A 21,457-nucleotide genomic window follows, 5' to 3' on the forward strand; every position below is an offset into this window, starting at 1 on the left:
CGAAGGGGCGGCCGCAAGGCCGGGCTTGACCTCCGGCACGCAGCCCCACCCTCCACCCATCGCGGGGATGGCCCCAAAAGATACCGAACCTCTAAAAGTCCCAACCCGAGCAAAGGCAACCAAGCAACGCCAACCAAACAACGCCCCCAAAGACAGCCTCCCCAACCCTCAACCCCACCCCAGAACCCCCGTACGATCCGAACCACACCCACCCCAGGAAAGGACGCCCAAAGATGGCGATCGATCCAGCGGTGATCGGCAAAGCCCTCCCGGAGATCACGGCAGAGATCGAGCCGGGCCGCCTCCAACAGTTCGCAACGGCGATCGGCGAAACGGACCCCGTCTACACCGATCGATCCGCCGCCAGGGCAGCCGGGCACCGGGATCTCCCGGTGCCGCCAACGTTCCTGTTCGGGCTGACCCTGGACGGGCCGGATTCGTTCGGCTTCATCGCCGATCTCGGCGTCGACCTGCGCCACGTCCTGCACGGCGAGCAGGAGTTCACGTACCACTCCGTGGCCCACGCCGGCGACACCCTGGTGCTACGCCCGGTGATCACCGACGTCTACGACCGAAAGGGCGGCGCGCTGGAGTTCGTGGTCCGCGAGACCACCGTGACCCGCGACGACGGCAGCGCGGTGGCGGATCTGAAGGAAGTCCTGATCGTTCGCCATCCGCCCACCGACGACTGATCAGCGGGCGCTGGCCATCCGGTGGTGCCCGGCTTCCGGTTCCAGGACGAAGTCGTAGCCCGCGATGCGTCCCGGCCGCACCGCCACGCGGTCCACGGCGGGCCGCATGCCCGGCGCGGAGACGACCACCGTGACGTACTGCCGGGGCAGGTCGTGCACCTCGTATTCGCCCGAGTTCGAGGTCACCAGGTGCGCCAGCTGCCCGCCGGTCGAGTCGGTGACGGTCACGATCGCGCCGGGCACCGGCTCGCCACCGGCGGCCCGCACGGTGCCGGCCAGCGTGTGGTGGTGCTTGGGCCTGGGCGCTTCGATCGCCGGGTCCACCACGACTTCGCTGTCGTCCTCGTGCTCGTAGGTGCCCGCGGCGGTCACCGCTTCCGGGTCCGCGGCCTTCTTCCGCTTCATGCGCAGCTGGTTGAACACCACCAGCAGGACGCCCAGCGCGCACCAGGCGGCGAGGCCGAGGACGGCGGGCAGGGCTCCCGCGCCGTTGAAGTACAGGACGCCGCGCATCGAGTCCACGGCCTGCCCGAGCGGCAGGAACCGGTGCAGCGACTGGAAGAACACCGGCACCAGTTCCTTGGGGATGGCGCCGCTGCTGGAGGGCATGCTCAGCAGCACGAACAGCCCCATGGCCACGCCGGGGATGAACTGCTTGACGAACGGCACCAGTCCGAACGTCGTCCACGCGACCGCCTGGGTGAGCAGGAAGCCGATCAGCAGCAGGACGGGCTCGTTGTAGATCACGTCCATCGACAGCGCGGCGAAGTAGCACACCACGGAGGCGAAGGCGCCGACTCCGGCCAGCGCCAGCAGCTTCTGCCGGGTGGTCAACGCGGCGCGCAGCAGCATCATCACCGTGATGTAGGGCGGGATGTTCATGGCCAGCAGGACGTAGAAGAGACCGGTGCCCATGACGTCGCCGGGCGCGGCCGGGGCGAGGTCGGTGAGCGCCAGGTGGTGGCCACTGGCTGTGGCGATCGGGGTGAATACCTGCTGCAGCACCATCATCAGCGCCGAGCCGTTGGCCTTGGCGTAGAACAGCTGCCCGTCGGCGGGGTCGTAGGCGGCGACTGCCTGGCGCTGCAGGATCGCGTCGCGCGCGCCCTGCTCGTCGGGTACCGCGGTGACGTCGAGGCCGCCGGGCATCGCCTGGGCGAAGGCGGCGTCGAGGTGCTGTGCCGCCTGTTCCCCGACCACCGCCACCGGCATGTTGTGCGGCGCCGGGGCGTGGAAGGGCAGCAGGTAGCACACCATGAATCCGACGATGAAGAACATCGGGAACCACAGCGCCGATGCCAGGGTGCGCACCAGTGAGCTCGGCTGTGCCTCGGTCAAGAACCCTCCTCGTGACGAGACGGGGGTGCGGCGCTGCACTGGTTCGGTTCGCCCGGCCGCGGGCGAGAACTACCCCATTGACGGTTAGCAACACTAACGTATTTCTGCAGTCTGTGCAAAAATGCACGGATGCAACATCGGTTTGTCGGAGATGCCGGAAACCGGGCACTAGGCTGAGACGGCCGCCCCGACGAGAGAAACGGACGCCCCGGATGGCCAGGACGACGGCCGCGCGCACCACGGATGCCGAGCAGGCGTGCGGGCTGCGCGAGCGCAAGAAGCGGGCGACCCGGCAGGCGTTGCAGCAGGCGGCCGTCCGGCTGTTCCTGGAGCGCGGCATCGATGCGGTCACCGTCGAGGACATCTGCGCCCGCGCCGAGGTCTCGCCGCGCACCTTCTTCAACTACTTCACCGCGAAGGAAGAAGTGCTGGTGCCCTGGGATCCCGAGAGCGTCGCGAGCACCGCTCGGCGAATCCTGGCCCAGCCCGCCGAGCACTCGCCACTGCGCGTGGCGCACGTCGCGCTCGGCGAGGCCATCGACACCGCGATGGCCGCACCCATCTGGCGCGACCAGGCGCGGCTGCTGCGCGACCACCCCGAGGTGCTGCGCCGGATCGTGCTCGCCTCGCGCGCCCTGGAGGCTGCGCTGGCCGACGGCCTCGCGCAGCGGCTCGGGCGGGACCGCGCGGACCGGTACGTCCGCCTGCTGGCGGCCACCGCGATCACCGCGATGCGCAGTTCGATCCAGTCCTGGCACGAGGCCGACCCGGACACCGACCTGCACGACTTCCTGGACGAGGCCTTCGACCTGCTGGGACGCGGCCTGCCACCCGCCTGACCGGTCCCCCGGCGCCCGAGCGAAAGGATCGCGATGGCCGACGAACTCGCGACGTTCCCGCAGCAACCAGACGACGCGCGCCGGCAGGTCGCGGCTCGCCTGGACCGGTTCCGCGCCAGGCGAATCCCGTTGCAGGGCCGCCGGGCCGCGGCGGTCACGATCACCCTGGCCAGCGACGGCGGCGAGCTGGGTGTCTGGCTGACCCGCCGGGCCACGACGCTGCGCGCGCACGCGGGCCAGTTCGCGCTGCCGGGCGGGCGGCTGGATCCCGGCGAGGGCGCCCAGCAGGCCGCGCTGCGCGAACTGCGCGAGGAGCTCGGCGTCGCCGCGCGGGCGCAGGACGTGCTCGGGCGGCTCGACGACTACGCGACCCGCTCCGGTTACGTCATCACGCCGATCGTGGTTTGGATCGGCGCGGCGCCGGAGTTGTCGCCGAACCCGGACGAGGTCGCGCGGGTGGACCTGGTGACGCTTTCCGAGCTGGACGTCGCGCCCAGGTTCGTGGCCATCGCCGAATCCGACCGGCCGGTCATCCAGCTGCCGCTGCTGGACACCCTCGTCCACGCCCCCACGGCGGCGGTCCTGCACCAGTTCAGCGAGGTCGTGCTGCACGGCCGGGACACCCGCGTCGCCGACCTGGAGCAGCCGGTCTTCGCCTGGCGCTGACCCGGTTTCGCCCCGATGTGAGCCCGCCGCGGGCGTAGCCTGGATCGCGGAGGGATTCCGGGAGAAACGATGCGACGCGGGCGTATGCGCACGCTGTTCGCAGCGGCGCTCATCCTGCTCGCGGTGTTCGGCACAGCCGCCTGCGGCCTGTTCTCGACGCCGCGCGCCGGGCCCCCCTCGCCGCCGGAACCGCCGCCCGCCACCAGCGGCGCCGTCCCGCCGCCCGCCAGTCCCACCCCGCCGCCAGGCTCGCCGGTGCTCGCGGTGAAGATCGACAACGTGTCCGATGCCCGGCCGCCGGTCGGTATCGGCTCCGCCGACGTGATCTACGTCGAGCCGGTGGAGGGCGGCTACAGCCGCCTGCTGGCGATCTTCTCCTCGCACCAGCCGCCGATGATCGGGCCCGTGCGCAGCGCGCGGGAGACCGACGCCGAGCTGCTCCCGCAGTTCGGCCACCCGACGCTCGCGTACTCCGGTGCAGCTCCCGAGCTGCTGCCGGTCATCGCGGCGGCACCGGTGACGGATGCCTCCGACGCGCACCAGCCCGCCGCCTACACCCGCGACGAGTCGCGCACCGTTCCGCACAACCTGTTCCTCGATCCGGCGAAGCTGCCGCCCGGCGCGCCCTGGCCGGGCCAGAACCGGATCGTCGCCGGGCCCGCCCCCGGCGGCGGCACGCCGACGGACCACTACGAGGTCACCTTCCCCGCCGCCACCGTCGGCTTCTACTGGTCCGCCGAGGAGCACCGCTGGCTGGCGTCGATGGACGGTGCGCCGTTCGCGTCGGTCGACGGCGGGCGGCTCGGCCCGCCAACGGTGGTGATCGAGCGGGTCAAGGTCCGCGAGTCGGCGATCCGCGACGCCGCAGGCAACCCTTCGCCGATCGCCGAAACGGTCGGCAGCGGCGCGGTCTCGGTGCTCCGCGACGGGCGATCGTTCGACGGCACCTGGTCCCGGCCGGCCCCCGACGCCGCGGCCACCTACACCGGCCCGTCGGGTGAGCCGCTACTGCCCGCGCCCGGCCAGGTCTGGATCGTGCTGACGCCGTGAGCGGGATGGACTTGATCCGGCTGTTCCTGTGCGGCGACGTGATGCCCGGTCGCGGCGTCGACCAGATCCTGCCGCACCCCGGCGATCCGGGCCTGCACGAGCTGTACCTGCACGACGCGCGCAGCTACGTCGCGGCGGCCGAAGCGCGCAACGGCCCGATCAGCAGCCCGGTCGGCTTCGGCTGGCCTTGGGGCGGCGCACTGCACGCCCTCGACGTGGCCGCGCCCGACGTGCGGGTGATCAACCTGGAATCCAGCATCACCCGCAACGGCGAGTTCGCCCCGGGCAAGGGCGTGCACTACCGGATGAACCCGGCGAACGTGGGCTGCCTGACCGCCGGCCATCCGGACGTGTGCAGCCTGGCCAACAACCACGTCCTGGACTTCGGCCGCCGGGGGCTCGCCGACACGCTCGACGCGCTGTCCCAGGCGGGCCTGCGCTGGGTGGGCGCCGGGCACTATGCGGCCGAGGCGCACCGGCCGGCGGTGATCGGCACGCCGCACGGCCGGGTCGTGGTCTTCGGTTACGGCGCCGCGTCCAGCGGCATCCCAGCGAGCTGGGCGGCGACCGCGAAGCGGTCGGGCGTGAACTTCCTGCCGGACCTCGCTGACCGGCGGGCCGCCGAGATCGCCGGGGAGATCCGCGAGCGAACCCGGCCCGGCGACGTCGTGGTCGTCTCGCTGCACTGGGGCACGAACTGGCAGTACCACGTCGGGGCCGATCAGGTCCGCTTCGCACACCGGTTGATCGACGGCGGGGTGCACGTGGTGCACGGGCATTCCTCGCACCATCCGCGGCCGATCGAGATCTACCACAACCGGCTCGTGCTCTACGGCTGCGGCGATTTCATCGACGACTACGAGGGCATCCCGGGCTACGAGCAGTACCGGGACGACCTGCGCCTGCTGTTCTTCGCCTCGCTCGATCCGGCCGGCGAACTCGTCGACCTGCGCATGCTGCCGATGCAGGCCCGGCAGATGCGCCTGCACCCCGCATCGGCCGCCGACGCCGAATGGCTGCGCGCCACCCTGGCCAGGATCAGCGCCGCGTTCGGCACCGATGTGGCGCTGTCGAACGGAGCGTTGCGCGCGCGGCGCCGGGCGTGAAGCGGCCGCCCGGGCGCGGCGGTGGCGCAGCGCTGCGGTACCGTCGCGCATTGTCCATATAGGACGACTGACACGAAGGAGTGCCTCCTGGCATGGCCCGCACCGACGTCGCTCCGGCACGCCGCAGGCGCCGGGTCATCCGGATGGAGCAGAGCGCTGCCCGACAGCACCCGCCGCGCCGCCGCCGCGGCTACACCGTCCGGTTCGACATCGGTGGCGTCACGGGCCACCTGACCACCAACGCCTACCCGGACGGGAAGCTCGGCGAGGTCTGGGTGAGCGTCGACCGCCAGGGCAGCCCGCTCAGCGGCTTCCTGGACAGCCTGTCCGCCGCCGTCTCGCTGGGCCTGCAGCACGGCGTGCCGCTGGAGACCTACGTGGCGAAGTACGCCGGCATGCAGTTCGAGCCGCGCGGCCCGGTGTCCGACCCGGACATCGGATACGCCCACTCCCTCCCGGATTACGTCTTCCGCCGCCTGGCCCTGGACTACCTGGACGCCCCTACCTGCACCCGACTCGGCATCGTCGGCGGCCCGACCGAGGAGTAGCCCCAGCAAACGGGTGGTGATCGTTGTGCGGCCGGGACAGCGCTTTGTACCTTTCGTCTTGCTAACTGCATGCCACGGCATTCAGGAGGACGGATGTCCCAGCAAGCACCGCTCCGACGCCGCAGGTGGTTGTTCGGTTCGGCGGCATTGGCCACGGCACTCGTAGCCGGGCTCACCGCGCAGACCACGCCCGCGACCGCGCAGGGCGGAACCGGCGACCTCCGGTCCTGGGAGCGGGCGCTGCAGCGGGAGGTCGATGCCGACAGCGCGGCGAGGATGAGCGAAGCGATGTCGACATACCCCGGCAGGGTCGGAACCGAAGGCGCCGCGCGCAGAGCGCAGTACTCGGTGGACGAACTGACCGAGTGGGGCCTGAACCCGAGGCTGGAGAGCTACAGCGTCTACGCCTCGGTGCCGCAGCACGTCTCGGTGACCATGACCGGCCCCCAGCAACGCGAGCTGGAGGTGAAGGAACCGCCTTACCCGTGGCACGAGAACTTCGAAGACGTGGTCGTCGGCTACAACGCCTACACAGCGCCCGGGAACGTCACCGCGGACATCGTCTACGTCAACTACGGCCTGCCGGACGACTACGCGAAGCTCGCCGAGATGGGCGTCGACGTCCGGGGCAAGATCGCGCTGGCCCGCTACGGGCAGAGCTTCCGCGGGGTGAAGTCGAAGGTGGCCGAAGAGCACGGCGCCGCCGGCGTGATCCTGTACTCCGACCCCGCGGACGACGGCTTCACGCAGGGCGAGGTCTACCCCGACGGGCCGTGGCGCAACGCCGACGGCATCCAGCGCGGCAGCGTGCAGTACATCTTCCAGTACCCGGGCGACCCGCTCACGCCAGGACGACCGTCCACACAGGACACGCCGCGCCTCGATCCGTCGGACGCGGAGAACATGACGAGCGTGCCCACCACACCGATCTCCTACGGTCAGGCCCAGCACCTGCTGGCGGCGTTGCAAGGCCCGGAGGCGCCGGAGGAATGGCAGGGCGGCCTGGACCTGACCTACCGGGTGGGCCCCGGGCCGACCCGGGTCGACCTCGACCTGGACATCGACTACCAGCAGATTCCGGTCAACGACGTGATCGTGGACATCCCCGGCTCCAAACACCCGGAGCAGAAGGTGGTTCTCGGTGCGCACTACGACTCGTGGACCTACGGCACCAAGGACGACGTGTCCGGGTGGACGACGGTGATGGAAACGGCCCGGGCGCTGGCCGAGTTGCGCGACCGCGGCTGGCAACCGGAGCGGACCATCGTGCTGGCCGGCTGGGACGGCGAGGAGTACGGGCTGCTGGGCGCGACCGAATGGGTCGAACAGCATCGCGCCGATCTGCTGGAGAACGCCTTGGTGTACCTGAACATGGACGGCGCGGGCGGCGGCAAGAACTTCTCCGCCGGCTCGGTTCCCGCGCTCGACGACGTGCTGGCCGACATCGCCAAGGACGTCCGCGACCCCGAACACGGCACGCTGTACCGGAACTGGCAGCAGGCGTCGGGCGAGCAGAACCCCGTGCCGGATCGGCTGGGCAGCGGCTCGGACTACACGCCGTTCCTGGACCACCTCGGCATCGCCTCGGCCGAGTTCGGCACGTCGACGCCGAGCGGCGAGTACCACAGCGCCTACGACGACCTGCACATGATGCGCGAGTTCCTCGATCCCGGTTACCGGTACCACGAGGCGTCCGCCGCGTACGCGGGCACTTTCGCGTTGCGCATGGCCGGTTCGGACACCGCGCCGATGGTCTACTCCGACTACGCGACCGCGGTCGAGGGCCACCTGCGGGATCTGGACGAGAAGCAGGCCGACGGGAAAGTCGTCGACCTCTCCCCCGCCTACGCCGCGGCTCGGGAATGGCACGCGGCGGCCAAGCGACTGGAGGGCGAAGCGCTCGGCGCCGGCGAAGATCGCGCCGACGCCATCAACGACGCGCTGATAGCCCAGGAACGCGCGTTGACCCAGCAGGAAGGCCTGCCCGGCCGGGGCTGGTACAAGCACATGATCTACGCACCGGGCCTGTACACGGGCTACGCGGTTCAACCGCTGTCGGCGATCGACGACGCGATCACCGGCGGCGACCCGGCGACGGCCGAGAAGTACCGCGACCTGCTCGTGGATTCGCTGCGCGAGGCCACCGAAGCGGCCCGAGGAGCCGTGCGGTAGCGGGTAGAACGGGAGAATGCGCGCGATCGTCCTCGACACCGCAGGTGCCACACCCGCTTGGTCGGAACGCAACGACCTCGTGCCTCCGGAACTGGAGGAGACCGAGGTCGTCGTCGAGGTCGAAGCCGCCGCGTTGAACCGCGCGGACCTCGAAGAGATCGCCGGGACGTACGCCACGGCGCAACGGAGATCAGATCGCCCGCACGTGGCCGGCTCGGATCTCGCCGGAGTCGTCGTGGCGGTGGGCAGCGCGGTGTCCGGAATCGAACCCGGCGACCGGGTGATGGCGATGGTCGACGGCGCGTTCGCCGACTTCGTCGCGTTCGACCACCGGGTCGCGCTGCCCGTGCCGGACACCCTCGACTGGGCCGAAGCCGCCGCCCTGCCGTCGGCGCTGATGACCGAGTACGACGCCTTGATCGACCAGGGACGGCTCGCGCCCGGGCAACGCGTGCTGATCACGGCGGCCACCTCCGGCGTCGGATTGCTCGCCGTGGACATCGCGCAGTGGGCAGGCGCGGAGCAGGTCTTCGCGACGACCACGAGCCCGCAGAAGGAACTACTGCTCACCGCACGTGGCGCGCAGGCCATCAACACCCGCGTCGACGACCTCGCGGCGACGGTCATCGCCGCGACCGGCGGCGCGGGTGTCGACCTGGTCATCGACCACGTCGGCGGCCCGCTGCTCGACGAATGCATCGCCGCCAGCCGCATCGGCGGAACGGTCGTGCAGGTCGGCCGAGCGGGCGGCCCGGTTTCGGTCATTGACGTGGACCGGCTCGCCTACCGCCGCGTCCGCCTCCTCGGCACCACCTTCCGCACCCGCGGCACCGCCGATCGAGCCCGCATCGCCGAAGGCATCCGAACCCGCCTGATGCCGGCGGTCGCAGACCGGCGAATCCGCCCCCACGTGCATCTGGTGCTGCCCGCCGCCCAAGCCCGGCAAGCGCTCGACGAACTCGCCGACGCCGGCTCCGCGGGCAAGATCGTCCTCGACTTCGGAAACCGCCGACACGGCGACCGAGAAACCGACGCATAGCGGACAACCGTCACCTGAGGTAGTCGCGTCGGCGCTCTTTGAGTGATCTTGGCCAGCTCGGGTCCATGTTCACGGCTGACCGGCTACACACGAAGACGTGAACGAGTTCCGTCGAGCGCGTGGTTTCCGGTCCCTCATTCCCACCCAATCTTGGTCAGCCCTGGCCCATGAAGGCGTTCGTATTGCGCATCGCGCGCGCGACCGGCTCCTGCACCAGGGCGCTCCTGGTGGATGGGTGCTGCTATGCCTTTCCGGGCGGCTAAAGGTGATCTACTCGGAGCCCGACGGACGTGAGCTCATGCTCGCAGTCCGCGGCCCTGGCGACGTGATCGGCGAATTCTCCGGCCAGGATGGGCAACCAAGATCCGCCACGGTCCAGGCGATCGAACCCGGCATCACTTCGAAGCTCTCCGACCAGCGTTTCATCACGCTTGTCGAGCGTCTCGAGCTAAGCGCCCAGCTGAACAGCTACATGCTGAGCAAGATGCGAGAAAGCGCCGCCCATGCTTGGCAGCTCGCTCACCACACCACAGCAACTAGGCTTGCAGACCTGATCATCGCGCTAATCAACGCAGCCGGTCCTGACCACCCGATGCCCACGACCATCGCGATGTCCCAGGAGGAGCTCGCCACCGCACTCGGTCTGGCTCGATCGGCGATCACCCCGGTGCTAGCCGGATGGAAGTCCACGGGGTTGGTACAGGTCACGCGGGGCAGGCTCCACATCGCCGACCTCCCGGCACTGCTCGAACTCCGCAGGCCTGGTGTGTCCACTTCTGGACAAAACTCATCGTGACAACCGAGCAGGCTCATCTCCGTCAGACGGACGCGACCACGGAGGTGAACCGGTGGACCACCAGTCCCCAGAGCAGAACCGCCCTATCGGCGAATACCTCGGCATTCTGGCGGTGGACGTGCACCGCTTCAGCGAGCACAACACCACTCAGCAGCAGACCATCGTGCAGGTTTTGTCGGAGGTTCTACAGCAGTCCGCGACCCGAACCGGTTTGCGCACCAACTGGGATGAGCACTTCCGGGCTCCCCGTGGCGATGGCTACCTCTTGGGAATTGCTCAAGAGCTCGTGAGCGTCGTGGTGGACAGATTCTTCGACGCTATGCAGTACGAACTGCGTCGGCGTGCTGCGCAGCTTCGCGCGGTCGAAATCACGCTGCGTCTGCGCGCCAGCCTGCACCTCGGGCCTGTGCAGTCATTCAACGCGCTGCTGACCGATTCCCCCAGCGGCAAGGTCATGGTCGACGTGGGACGCATGGTTGACGCCGAGTCCGTCAAAGCCCTGCTCAACCACTCCGATCCGAAAGTGACCCATGTGGTGTCGGTGATCTCGGAGTCGGTGCTGGAGCACGTCGTGCAGGCCGGTCTCACCTCTCGACAGCCCAGCGAATTCGTGCAGGCACCGCTGAAGGTCGACGCCAAGGAGTACTCGGGCGTGGGGTACCTGAGGGTGCCCGCACCGTCCGACGAGCTGCTCCGCTCAGGATTGCTCTGCGGGCAGCCGGAGCCCGCCACAGACAGTGAGACCTCGCAGTCCGCCAGCGAAGCCCGAGGAACGAACACGTCCTACGGCAGTGCGGAGAACCTCACCCAGGCCCACAACGTGCGTGACGTCACGGATAGTTCCACGAGGGGCGGCATTGCGGTGCGCGGAAACAACAACACCACCGCCGGAAACAACATCGACCAGTCGCAGAACAAGCAGGAAAACTCTGGGCATTTCTACACTTTGGGCGACTCCAACTTCGGGCAGTCCAGTGGTCGACGCATTGGCACCGACGACACGACGGCTGAGCGGTGAGTGCGATGGACTACGACGTCGACGAGTTCGGCATCCTTGATCCGCCACCGCCAGCAGCACCTGAACCGACGATTCCTCCCGCTTCCGGCTCGGAAGAAACACCAGCGATCCTGCCCACGACTTCCATAATCGGGAACGGCAATGAAACGGTGTCCGGAGATTATTACAAGCAGCACATTGAAGTCCAGTCCGCAACGTTCGTTCTCACTAAAGACAACTCAGAGGTAACCTACGCAGAGGCACGTGTCCAGAAGCGGTTCGGGCGCGGTCTGCAGGACCGCGAAGCGTTGCAGCAACTGGCCGACAGTTACGTACCTCCGCCAGGGCTTCTCGGCGAAGACCCGAAAGCGGCCTTCCAGGTTCTACACGAGCGACAAATTTTGATGCTCACCGCGGTGACTCATGAGGCTGGCCAGTTCTCAGCAGGTCTTCGCCTCGGGTACGAGCTGCAGAAGCGCTACGCCGGGCTCGTGGTCCGCGAAGAGCTGATCGAGCAAGATTCCGTGCTGCACGCAGAAACCCTGTTGGTGGAGCATGAACCGGCTGCAGTGCTTGTCGATCTTCGCTGGGCGGGAGAGGAAGACTTCCAAAATATTCGCCGAGGGCTGGTCGAGTTCACTGATGAACTCGAGCAATACCGAAGCTACCTCATCCTGATCATTCCGCACGAGCAGGAACGCAAGTTCGAAGACAGTTTCCCTGGCCGGGTACACCGACTTGCGAAACCATCGTCAACGGAGGTGTTCGCCTCTTATTCCACCGTATCGAACCCGCACGAACTGATCGACAGCTCCGATTCGGCAGAAGCACTGGAACAGCTGTGGCCACCGCAGATCAAGGAAATCGCCAATGCGGTGTCCGATCGGAGTGACCGCGGTGAGCCTCCCGAACAGGCGCTACAGGATGTCCTTCGCGAGAGGCTGGAGAGTCGGACTCCCCAGCTGCGGGAGACGATCAGCAAATACCAGGCGCTGAAGGACACCGAGTGGATCGCGTTGCTGCTGGCAGCCGGAATTTTAGAGGGCTCCTCAGCCAGACACATCGTGGCAGCATCCGACCAGCTCTTGAAGCACAGCGGGGCCAAGAGGGAGGAGGTCATCCCGCTTCTAAGGCCAAGTCCGTTCACCAGGTTGTCACGCATTACTGATCATCATTTCGACCTGCACATGTGTGCCTTCCAGCCGCGTGGATCAGGAGTCCAGGTGCTCAGGCACGCCTGGCGAGAGCACGCTGATCTTCGGCCTACTCTGCTGACCTGGCTTGGTGAGCTCCCGCGTCAGATCCGCGACCTGGAGCGCGAAGAACTGGAGCGGATTGCGGACCGGGGCGCCGAACTGGCGACAGAAGGCGGCTACAACGTCGCGGTCACGTTGGCCGGTGCCTGGGCGAAGACCGAGGCCGGCGAAAAACCGGATGCATATCGTCGGTCGATCGCCGTGCGCCTACTGACCACAGCCGCCACGGACCCGTCCCTGGGCAAGTCCGTCCGCCAGAAGCTCTGGGAATGGTCGCGGGAATCCAATGCAGATCGACAGCTGTTGACCGCAGAGGTCTGCGCCGGAATCGGACAAGCGTTCCCACGCATCGCACTAACCCGGCTCAAGCACCTGGCGAACTCCGAGAACGACCTGGTGCGAACCGCGGTTCGCACGGCTGTCGAGCAGATCGGTGCCGAGCTCGGCGGGTCGACCTTCCTGCGCTACCTGACCGACTGGTTCGACGAAGCCTCCCCTGCTCGACTGCAGGTCCTAGCCGAAGGCGTCGCGACCGTTCTCACGGACCAAACCTTGGACGTGGACCCGGATGCGGCGTCATCGTTCTGGCAGCGGGCGCTGAATGCCATGCCACCAGGCAGCCTACGACCGATCGTGGGGAGTTGGCTGCGGACCGCGGCCCTCGCCACACCCGAACAGCGCGATGTTCTGGTGGAACCGTTGGTGCAAGCCGCAAAACAGGACTCGCGTCGTATCGCACAACTGCAGCACGCCAGCCGATTCGATCGAACTTACTTGGACCTCAGCTCGTTCGACGAGGATCTGTCCGACGTCGTCGAACAGCTGTGGACGCGACTGGACGAGGTCGATCCCATCTGGCGGTAGGACGAGACTGATCCACGAACTGGAAGAAGGTGAGTACGCGTGCACCACCGCCGGCATGCCTGGGCGCTTCGAAAGAAAATGGCCGCCGATGCCCCCCGCGGCTCCGGTGACTGGTCCCACCTACCTCAAGCCAATTCGCTGGTTGTTCTGCCTAGCACCGACTCGCCTATGCGGTTCGAGGCGAAGCTGTTCGTGGAGTACCGATGGGCGGGGGCAGGTGCTGCGCCGCCCTCCGCGCGAGACATCGCCAGGGAAGGAGTGGTCAGGCGGGCTGAGGAGCTCAGCCGAAACCGCAGGCTTACCGAATGCCAGCGGTTGCACGGTGAGCTGGCCGTCGCTCTGCTGCGATGGAAACCGGTTGAAGACACCTTGGTCAGTTCACGAGCGCACTGCATCTCTGTTGACGCTGCCCCAGAGCTCGTTGCCGCAGTAGCGGCACGGGAGGACTCGGCAAATCACCAGGTCGTTCTTTCCTGGCAACACGAGCAGCGGGAGCACCAGGCGAAGCGGCTCCAGTCGTTGATCACTGACCCACTTCGGGCCACCGCATGGTGGTTCGCCGCCAACCAGGACAAGCCCGCCGAGCTGGTGCAAGTTGCAACGGAGTTTCAGCAACTGCGAACCATCTTGACCCATGAGGAGGAAGCTGATGAAGACAGCGCTGGTCACCTAGTAGACGAGTTCCTGAACGCGGTCGACGTCGCCGACCAGCTGTATCTGCTGCAGATACTGCGGAAACTGTTCGGCGATCACGGCCGCAGCGACCTTGTCGAGCGCATTGAACCGACCACCAGGAGCACCAGCACCGGTAAGGACGCCGATTCGAACTGACGGAAGCTGGATTTGCACCGGGCCGCCGGGGGCCGTCGCCCGAGCGGCCCGGCGCGAGCCATTCCGTGGCGCGGCGATCGGGGGATTCCGGGTGCTCCTCGGCTAGGGTGATCTTTTCCGGCTCAGTGGAAGGGACCCGCAGCGATGCCCAAGTTCACCTGGCACACCAGCGCTGTGCCCGAGGGCCTGCCGGTGCGGCAGGTGTACGGGTTCCTCTTCGTCCCGGACGGCCGGTTGCTCATCCGCCTCGACGGCAGCAAGCACTCGCTGCCGGGCGGCCGCCCGGAGCCCGGCGAGGTCGCGTACGTCGACATCCTGCGGCGGGAGACCATGGAAGAGGTCACCGTCGACATCGGCGAACCGCACTACCTCGGGTACCAGTGCGTGGACGACGGCATCTCGCCGTACGCGCAGGTGCGGATGGCCGCGCTGATCACCACCGTGCACCCGCCCGAGCCGGACCCGGACAGCGGCCGGACCTACCGGCGGCTGCTGGTCCATCCGGGCAAGGCCGGCGATCTCCTCTCCTGGGGCGAGACCGGCTACCTCCAGGCGACCGCCGCCGCCGAAGCCGCGGTCGACGTCTTCGCCCTGCCCTGCGACGGCCTGCCGGAGACCGGCTACCTCTGACGTGACCGCGCCGTCCGCGCCGTGAGCGCGTAACCACCTCAAGCCGCCGCAGCGGCACACGCAGCCCCGGAACGTCCGGTCGGCTGATCTCTTCAGCGCCGGTTCGTTGCTGCCCGCGAACGGCCCTGTACCTGGCGAAACCGCTTCCCCTTCCCTTGACCTGGTTCCGCGCGCTGCCGTAGTGTTCGCAGAAAGCACAGACGTTCACTATGCGCACAGCAAGGAGTGGTCGGGGTGGCTCGCATCCTGCAGCTCGACGAGGCCATCGCGGAGCTGGTCCACGACGGCGACACGGTGGCCCTCGAGGGCTTCACCCACCTGATCCCGGTCGCGGCCGGGCACGAGATCATCCGGCAGCGCCGTAAGGACCTGACGCTGGTCCGGATGACGCCCGACATCGTCTACGACCAGCTGATCGGCGCGGGCTGCGCGCGGAAGCTGATCTTCTCTTGGGGCGGCAACCCCGGCGTCGGCTCGCTGCACCGCTTCCGCGACGCCATCCAGAACTCCTGGCCGGTGCCGCTGGAGATCGAGGAGCACAGCCACGCCGGCATGGCCAACCGCTACGCCGCTGGCGCCTCCGGACTGCCCTTCGCCGTGCTGCGCGGCTACGCGGGCACCGACCTGCCCGGGCAGACCGACACCATCAAGATGATCGAATGCCCCTTCACCGGCGAGCGGCTGGCCGCCGTCCCGGCGATCAACCCGGACGTCGGCATCATCCACGCGCAGCAGGCCGACCGGGCGGGCAACGTGCAGATGTGGGGCATCACCGGAGTGCAGAAGGAGACCGTGCTGGCCTCCAAGCGCTCCCTGGTCACCGTCGAGGAGATCGTCGACGAGCTGACCCCGCGCCCCGGCGCCGTGGTGCTGCCGCAGTGGGTGGTCACCGCCGTCGCCGAGGTGCCCGGCGGCGCTGCCCCGTCCTACGCGCAGGGCTACTACGAGCGCGACAACGCCTACTACCAGCAGTGGGACCCGATCGGCCGGGACCGCGAGAAGTTCGAGAGCTGGCTGGAGACCGAGGTCTTCGGCGCCGAGAGGAGTGCCCGATGAGCGCCCCTGAGTTCACCTCCGACGAGATGATGACCGTCGGGGCCGCCCGGTCCCTGCGCGACGGCGCGGCGTGCTTCGTCGGCATCGGCCTGCCCAGCACGGCCGCGAACCTGGCGCGGCGCACGCACGCCCCGGGCCTGGTGCTGATCTACGAGTCGGGCACGCTCGGCGCCAAGCCCGACCGGCTGCCGCTGTCCATCGGCGACGGCGTGCTGGCCGACACCGCCGACTCGGTGATCGGCGTGCCGGAGATCTTCAACTACTGGCTGCAGCCCGGCCGCATCGACACCGGCTTCCTCGGCGGCGCTCAGGTGGACCGCTTCGGCAACATCAACACCACCGTGATCGGCGGCGACTACGCCAGCCCGAAGGTCCGGCTGCCCGGCGCCGGTGGCGCGCCGGAGATCGCCGCCTCCTGCCGCGAGGTGCTCATCGTGATGCGGATGAGCCCGCGCAGCTTCGTGGAGAAGCTCGACTTCATCACCTCCGTTGGCTACGGCACCGGCAAGGGCGACCGGGAGAAGCTCGGCCTGCGCGGCCGCGGCCCGGTCAAGGTGATCACCGACCTGGGCGTGCTGGAGCCCGACCCGGAGACCTGCGAGCTCACCCTCACGCAGCTCAGCCCCGGCGCGACGGTCGAGCAGGCGCGGGAAGCGGTGGGCTGGCCGCTGAAGGTCGTCGACGAGCCGACCGTGCAGCAGGCGCCGACAGAGACCGAGCTGAAGGTGCTGCGGGAGCTCCAGGCGACGATCGGCGGAGGCGCGAGATGACCGACGTCAACGGCCCGGGACTGGCAGTCGTCCTGCACGCCTGACAGCTTTGAAGCAAGAGGAGCTGCGATGACCAAACATGAGACCCGGTCGCCGACCGGGCTGATCCTGCCGGAGTACGGCAGCGACGACCAGTCCCACCCGGCGCTGAACACCCCCGAGTACCGCTCGTCCTCGCTGCGCTACCCGAAGCAGCCGCTGCAGTACCTGCCCCAGTACCTCACCGAGGTCACCGGGCCGCTGCTCGGGCAGGACCGCTGCGGCGAGCGCGACCACGACCTGACCGTGCAGCACGCCGACGAGCCGCTGGGCGAACGCATCATCGTCAGCGGCCGGGTGCTGGACTCCGGCGGCAAGCCCGTGCCGAACACGCTGGTGGAGATCTGGCAGGCCAACTCCGCGGGCCGCTATCGGCACCAGGGCGACCGGCACCCGGCGCCGCTGGACCCGAACTTCTCCGGCACCGGCCGGTGCATGACCGACTCGGACGGCAACTACGAGTTCATCACCATCAAGCCCGGCGCCTACCCGTGGCGCAACCACGACAACGCGTGGCGCCCGGCGCACATCCACTTCTCGCTGTTCGGGCAGGCGTTCACCCAGCGGCTGATCACCCAGATGTACTTCCCCGGCGATCCGCTGTTCTACCAGGACCCGATCTTCAACGCGGTGCGCGACGAGAAGGCCCGGGAGCGGATGATCTCCCGCTTCGATCTCGACACGACCGTGCCGGAGTGGGCGCTGAGCTACAAGTTCGACATCGTGCTGCGCGGCCCGGAGGGCTCGGTGTTCGAGGACGAGGAAGAGGAGGACGACGACTGATGGCTGCTCCCGTTCCCCCGGCCACCACGCCGTCGCAGACGGTCGGCCCGTTCTACGCCCTGCCCGGCGGCATCCTCTGGGACGGCGGTCAGGACGTCGTCGCCGCCGACCACCCGGGCGCGTTCGTGCTGCACGGGCGGCTCACCGACGGCAACGGCGATCCCATCCCGGACGGCGTGGTCGAGATCTGGCAGGCCGACGAGCACGGCCGCTTCGACCATCCCAATGACCCGCGCCCGGAGTCCTCGTCGTGGCAGGGCTTCGGCCGGTGCCCGACCGACGCCGACGGCGGGTTCTGGTTCCGCACCGTGAAGCCGGGCGCGCTGCCCACGCCGGACGGCGGCACCGAGGCGCCGCACCTCGACGTCACAGTGCTGGCCCGCGGCATGCTCAACCGGGTGGTCACCCGCGTCTACTTCCCGGACGAGGAGCGGGCCAACGCCGCCGACCCCGTGCTGTCTACAGTGGACCCGGCGCGCCGCGGCACGCTGGTCGCGGCGGCCGATGACCGCGGCTACCGCTTCGACATCCGGATTCAGGGCGATGACGAAACAGTCTTCTTCGCGGTCTGACGACCTGTTCGGGCCGATGTTCAGCACGCCCGCGGCGACCGAGCGGACCAGCGGTTCAGCCTGGCTGCAGGCGATGCTGGGCTTCGAGGCGGCCTTGGCGTCGGCGCAGGCCGAGGCCGGTGTCATCCCGGCTTCGGCAGCCGAGGAGATCGGCCGGCACTGCCGGGCCGAGCTGTTCGACGTCGGCTCGATCGCCGAGCGCGCGGTGTCGTCGGCGACGCCGGTGATCGCGCTGATACGCGACCTGACCGCGCTGGTGGACGCCGAGGCGAAGCCCCACGTGCACCGCGGTGCGACCAGCCAGGACGTGATCGACACCGCCGCCATGCTGGTGGCGCGCGACGTCCTGGACCTGGTCATCGCGGATCTGCGCGCCGCGGCGGACGAGTGCGCCCGGCTCGCCGAGCAGCACCGGCACACCGTGATGATCGCCCGATCCCTGTTGCAGCAGGCGTTGCCGACGACGTTCGGCTGCCGCTGCGCGGGCTGGCTCACCGCGCTCGACGAGGCCACCGCCGCGCTCGACCGCGTCCGCGGCGAGCGGCTCGCGGTTCAGCTCGGCGGCGCCGCGGGCACGCTCGCCTCGCTCGGCACGGACGGCGTCCGGGTGGCCGGGCTGCTCGCCGCCGAACTCCGGTTGGCCGAACCCGTCGTGCCGTGGCACACCGATCGCACCCGCGTCGCCGAGTTTGCCGGGGCGCTGGGCACCGCGGCCGGAGTGCTCGGCAAGATCGCCCTGGATGTCGAACTGCACGCGCAGACCGAGGTCGGCGAGCTCGCCGAGGGCAAGGCGGGCGGTTCCTCCGCCATGCCGCACAAGCAGAATCCGGTGTCGGCGGTGCTGATCACCGCCGCGACCCGGCGGGCGCCCGGCCTGGTGGCCACCTTGCTGTCGGCGATGCCGCAGGCTTACGAGCGAGCCGCCGGGGCCTGGCAGTCCGAGTGGGAGCCGCTGACCGAACTGCTTCGCCTGGTCGCCTCGGCAGCTGCGCAGGCCCGGCGACTGCTGGCGGATCTGCGCGTGCATCCCGAGAAGATGGCCGCCAACCTCGCCCTCACCGGTGGCCTGGTGATGGCCGAAAGCGCGGCCGGACCGCTTATGACCGACCTCGGCCGCACCGAAGCGCAGGACCTCGTCGCCCGGCTGTGCCGCCGCGCGGTGCAGGAGGGCACGACGCTGCGCGCGGAACTGCTGGCCGATCCGCAGGTGCGAGCGGTGCTTTCGGAGGCCGAGGTCGTCGCGGCCACCGAACCCGCCGACTACCTCGGCTCCACCCTCGCCTTCATCGACCGCGCCCTGGCCGCACACGCCGAATTGGAGAACCCGTGAACGTGAACTACGAGCTGACCGGCCCCGACGGCGCGCCGGTCGTCGTGCTGTCCAACTCGCTGGGCACCGACCTGACGCTGTGGGACGAGCAGGTTCCTGCGCTAGCGCAGGAATTCCAGGTGCTGCGCTACGACCAGCGCGGGCACGGCGGCACCGCCGGCAAGCCCGGGCCGTACACGCTCAAGCAGCTCGGCGGCGACGTGCTGGCGCTGCTCGACGCCCTCGGCATCCGCAGGGCCCACTTCGCCGGCGTGTCGCTGGGCGGCATGACCGGCATGTGGCTGGCCGAGCACGCGCCGGAGCGCATCGACCGGCTCGCGCTGATCTGCACCTCCGCCGATCTGGGGCCCGCGTCGATGTGGCTGGACCGCGCCGCGGTGGTGCGGGAGAAGGGCACGCAGGCGATGGTCGAGCCGTCGCTGCCGAAGTGGTTCACCCCGGACCTGGCCGGGCGGGAGGACATCGTCGAGAAGTTCGGCGGCATGCTCGCCGCGGCCGACGACGAGGGTTACGCGGGTTGCTGCGAGGCGATCGCCGGCATGGACCTGCTGCCGAAGCTCGGCGAGATCACCGCGCCGACGCTGGTGATCGCCGGTGCCGAAGACCCGGCCACTCCCCCGGCGCACGCGGAGCAGATCGCCGCGGCCGTCGCGGGCGCCCGCCTGGACGTGCTGTCCCCGGCCGCGCACCTGGCCAACGCCGAACAGCCCGAGACCGTAAACCGGCTGCTGCTGGACCACTTCACGAGGAGCCTGTGATGCCCGACCGCCTCGACGACGAAACCCGGCGCGACCAGGGCATGCAGGTGCGCCGGCAGGTCCTCGGCGACGAGCACGTGGACCGGGCCAACGCCAAGATCACCGCGTTCACCGAGGGCTTCCAGGACTTCATCAGCCGCTACGCGTGGGGCGAGCTGTGGAGCGGCGACGGCGTCGACCGGCAGACCCGCAGCATGCTGACGCTGGCGATCCTGGCGGCCGTGGGCTGCGAGGACGAGTTCGCGATGCACGTGAAGGCCGCCCGCCGCAACGGCGTCCCGCCGGAGCACATCCGGGAGGTGCTCATGCACGTCGCGGTCTACGCCGGGGTGCCCCGCGCGAACAGCGCCTTCGCGATCGCCAATACGATCCTCGGCGACGAGCAGTCCGACTGAGGCAGGAGACCACCATGGAACCCGTGTCCGACACGAGCGGCGGTTACGTCCAGTCGCTGGCGCGCGGGCTCCTGGTGATCCGCGCGTTCAACGAGTCCAACCCGGAGATGACGCTGTCCGAGGTCGCCCGCGCGACCGACCTGTCGCGCGCGGCGGCCCGCCGGTTCCTGCACACCCTGGTGCACCTCGGTTACGTGTGGACCGACGGCCGGGTCTTCGCGCTCACGCCGCGCGTGCTGGAGCTGGGCTTCGCCTACCTGTCCAGCGTGTCGCTGCCGGAGATCGCCCAGCCGTACCTGGAGCGGCTGGTGGCCGAGGTGCACGAGTCGGCGTCGGTGTCGGTGCTGGACGGCCCGGACATCGTCTACGTAGCCAGGGTTCCCACCTCGCGGATCATGACGGTGTCGATCAACATCGGCACCCGCTTCCCCGCGTACGCCACCTCGATGGGCCGGGTGCTGCTCGCCGACCTCGGCCCCGCCGACCTGGACGCCTATCTGTCCGAAGTGGACTTGGCGCCGCTGGGCCCGCACACCATAACGACGCCGGCGGCGTTCAAGGAGGAGTTGGCCCGCATCCGCGAACAGGGCTGGGCGCTGGTGGACCAGGAGCTCGAAGCCGGCCTGCGCTCGATCGCGGCGCCGATCCGGGATCGGGCGAACAAAGTGGTGGCGGCGGTGAACATCTCTTCGCACGCCTCCCGCACCAGCCCCGAAGAAGCGCGCCAGAACCTCCTGCCGCCGCTGCTGGCGACGGCGGCCCGGATCGGCGCCGACCTCGCCGTCGCCCCTCCCTCCCGCGCCGTCTCCCGTTGACCTGGTCACTCCGGCCGTGAGTCTTTTGGGTGGCTATAGCAGCCCACCAGAATTACCGCATCGAGTTAGCTTGAAACCTGAAATATGTTCGCCCGCGCAACGTGCCGGAAACAAG

22 protein-coding genes are annotated in these 21,457 nt (G+C 69.1%); 21 read left to right on the plus strand and 1 reads right to left on the minus strand.

Features of this window, described 5'->3' with window-relative positions; translation table 11 throughout:
• Nucleotides 1–233 precede the first annotated feature (233 nt).
• Nucleotides 234–692, plus strand: a complete 459-nt coding sequence (locus tag AB0I53_RS45455; protein WP_358616314.1) for a MaoC family dehydratase N-terminal domain-containing protein — start codon at nucleotides 234–236, stop codon at nucleotides 690–692.
• On the opposite strand, the gene AB0I53_RS45460 is transcribed toward AB0I53_RS45455, so the two are convergent.
• Entirely contained in the window at nucleotides 693–2,030 is a 1,338-nt protein-coding gene (locus tag AB0I53_RS45460) for a carboxypeptidase regulatory-like domain-containing protein (RefSeq protein ID WP_358616317.1), read from the minus strand. It abuts the gene before it with no gap.
• A 212-nt stretch (nucleotides 2,031–2,242) separates the two neighbouring features.
• Between AB0I53_RS45460 and AB0I53_RS45465 the strand changes: the two genes are divergently transcribed.
• The 20 genes from AB0I53_RS45465 to AB0I53_RS45560 all read left to right on the plus strand — a co-directional run bounded on the left by AB0I53_RS45465 (nucleotide 2,243) and on the right by AB0I53_RS45560 (nucleotide 21,342).
• Nucleotides 2,243–2,869: a TetR family transcriptional regulator gene (locus tag AB0I53_RS45465; RefSeq protein ID WP_358616320.1), complete on the plus strand. Its 627-nt coding sequence runs from the start codon at nucleotides 2,243–2,245 to the stop codon at nucleotides 2,867–2,869.
• Nucleotides 2,870–2,902: 33 nt separating this feature from the next.
• The gene (locus AB0I53_RS45470) at nucleotides 2,903–3,535 is read left to right on the plus strand and encodes a CoA pyrophosphatase (protein WP_358616322.1); all 633 of its coding nucleotides are present in this window, start codon (nucleotides 2,903–2,905) and stop codon (nucleotides 3,533–3,535) included.
• A gap of 69 nt (nucleotides 3,536–3,604) precedes the next feature.
• On the plus strand, nucleotides 3,605–4,585 hold the full coding sequence (locus AB0I53_RS45475; RefSeq protein ID WP_358616325.1) for a DUF3048 domain-containing protein: 981 nt from the start codon (nucleotides 3,605–3,607) through the stop codon (nucleotides 4,583–4,585).
• A gap of 5 nt (nucleotides 4,586–4,590) precedes the next feature.
• A complete protein-coding gene (locus tag AB0I53_RS45480) occupies nucleotides 4,591–5,691 on the plus strand; it encodes a CapA family protein (protein ID WP_358616368.1) in 1,101 nt (366 codons plus the stop codon).
• A 92-nt stretch (nucleotides 5,692–5,783) separates the two neighbouring features.
• Nucleotides 5,784–6,239, plus strand: a complete 456-nt coding sequence (locus AB0I53_RS45485; RefSeq protein ID WP_358616328.1) for a hypothetical protein — start codon at nucleotides 5,784–5,786, stop codon at nucleotides 6,237–6,239.
• Between the two features lie 93 nt (nucleotides 6,240–6,332).
• Entirely contained in the window at nucleotides 6,333–8,411 is a 2,079-nt protein-coding gene (locus AB0I53_RS45490) for a M28 family peptidase (protein ID WP_358616331.1), read from the plus strand.
• A 16-nt stretch (nucleotides 8,412–8,427) separates the two neighbouring features.
• On the plus strand, nucleotides 8,428–9,450 hold the full coding sequence (locus AB0I53_RS45495; RefSeq protein WP_358616333.1) for a zinc-binding dehydrogenase: 1,023 nt from the start codon (nucleotides 8,428–8,430) through the stop codon (nucleotides 9,448–9,450).
• A 97-nt stretch (nucleotides 9,451–9,547) separates the two neighbouring features.
• Complete coding sequence (locus tag AB0I53_RS45500; RefSeq protein WP_358616336.1) at nucleotides 9,548–10,246, plus strand: Crp/Fnr family transcriptional regulator; 699 nt, start codon at nucleotides 9,548–9,550, stop codon at nucleotides 10,244–10,246.
• 52 nt (nucleotides 10,247–10,298) lie between these two features.
• Complete coding sequence (locus AB0I53_RS45505) at nucleotides 10,299–11,264, plus strand: hypothetical protein (RefSeq protein WP_358616339.1); 966 nt, start codon at nucleotides 10,299–10,301, stop codon at nucleotides 11,262–11,264.
• Nucleotides 11,265–11,269: 5 nt separating this feature from the next.
• On the plus strand, nucleotides 11,270–13,363 hold the full coding sequence (locus AB0I53_RS45510) for a hypothetical protein (RefSeq protein WP_358616341.1): 2,094 nt from the start codon (nucleotides 11,270–11,272) through the stop codon (nucleotides 13,361–13,363).
• A gap of 168 nt (nucleotides 13,364–13,531) precedes the next feature.
• Nucleotides 13,532–14,194: a hypothetical protein gene (locus AB0I53_RS45515; RefSeq protein WP_358616343.1), complete on the plus strand. Its 663-nt coding sequence runs from the start codon at nucleotides 13,532–13,534 to the stop codon at nucleotides 14,192–14,194.
• A gap of 144 nt (nucleotides 14,195–14,338) precedes the next feature.
• Complete coding sequence (locus tag AB0I53_RS45520; RefSeq protein ID WP_358616346.1) at nucleotides 14,339–14,824, plus strand: NUDIX domain-containing protein; 486 nt, start codon at nucleotides 14,339–14,341, stop codon at nucleotides 14,822–14,824.
• Between the two features lie 234 nt (nucleotides 14,825–15,058).
• The gene (locus AB0I53_RS45525; RefSeq protein WP_358616348.1) at nucleotides 15,059–15,880 is read left to right on the plus strand and encodes a CoA transferase subunit A; all 822 of its coding nucleotides are present in this window, start codon (nucleotides 15,059–15,061) and stop codon (nucleotides 15,878–15,880) included.
• Nucleotides 15,877–16,650, plus strand: coding sequence for a CoA-transferase (locus AB0I53_RS45530; protein WP_358616350.1), 774 nt, complete (start codon nucleotides 15,877–15,879; stop codon nucleotides 16,648–16,650). Before AB0I53_RS45525 ends, AB0I53_RS45530 begins: the two co-directional genes overlap by 4 nt.
• A gap of 69 nt (nucleotides 16,651–16,719) precedes the next feature.
• Nucleotides 16,720–17,472, plus strand: coding sequence for a protocatechuate 3,4-dioxygenase subunit beta (gene pcaH, locus AB0I53_RS45535; protein ID WP_358616352.1), 753 nt, complete (start codon nucleotides 16,720–16,722; stop codon nucleotides 17,470–17,472).
• Nucleotides 17,472–18,044, plus strand: a complete 573-nt coding sequence (gene pcaG, locus AB0I53_RS45540) for a protocatechuate 3,4-dioxygenase subunit alpha (protein ID WP_358616354.1) — start codon at nucleotides 17,472–17,474, stop codon at nucleotides 18,042–18,044. Before pcaH ends, pcaG begins: the two co-directional genes overlap by 1 nt.
• A 16-nt stretch (nucleotides 18,045–18,060) precedes the next feature.
• Entirely contained in the window at nucleotides 18,061–19,374 is a 1,314-nt protein-coding gene (gene pcaB / locus AB0I53_RS45545; RefSeq protein WP_358616357.1) for a 3-carboxy-cis,cis-muconate cycloisomerase, read from the plus strand.
• The gene (pcaD, locus tag AB0I53_RS45550; protein WP_358616360.1) at nucleotides 19,371–20,132 is read left to right on the plus strand and encodes a 3-oxoadipate enol-lactonase; all 762 of its coding nucleotides are present in this window, start codon (nucleotides 19,371–19,373) and stop codon (nucleotides 20,130–20,132) included. The genes pcaB and pcaD overlap by 4 nt, the downstream gene beginning before the upstream one ends.
• Nucleotides 20,132–20,527 (plus strand): 4-carboxymuconolactone decarboxylase, encoded by a 396-nt coding sequence (pcaC, locus tag AB0I53_RS45555; protein WP_358616363.1) that lies wholly within the window; start codon nucleotides 20,132–20,134, stop codon nucleotides 20,525–20,527. Before pcaD ends, pcaC begins: the two co-directional genes overlap by 1 nt.
• Before the next feature lie 14 nt (nucleotides 20,528–20,541).
• Nucleotides 20,542–21,342: an IclR family transcriptional regulator gene (locus AB0I53_RS45560; RefSeq protein WP_358616366.1), complete on the plus strand. Its 801-nt coding sequence runs from the start codon at nucleotides 20,542–20,544 to the stop codon at nucleotides 21,340–21,342.
• The last annotated feature ends 115 nt before the right edge of the window (nucleotides 21,343–21,457 follow it).

It is taken from the genome of Saccharopolyspora sp. NPDC050389, from assembly GCF_040655595.1.
GTDB lineage: Bacteria > Actinomycetota > Actinomycetes > Mycobacteriales > Pseudonocardiaceae > Saccharopolyspora.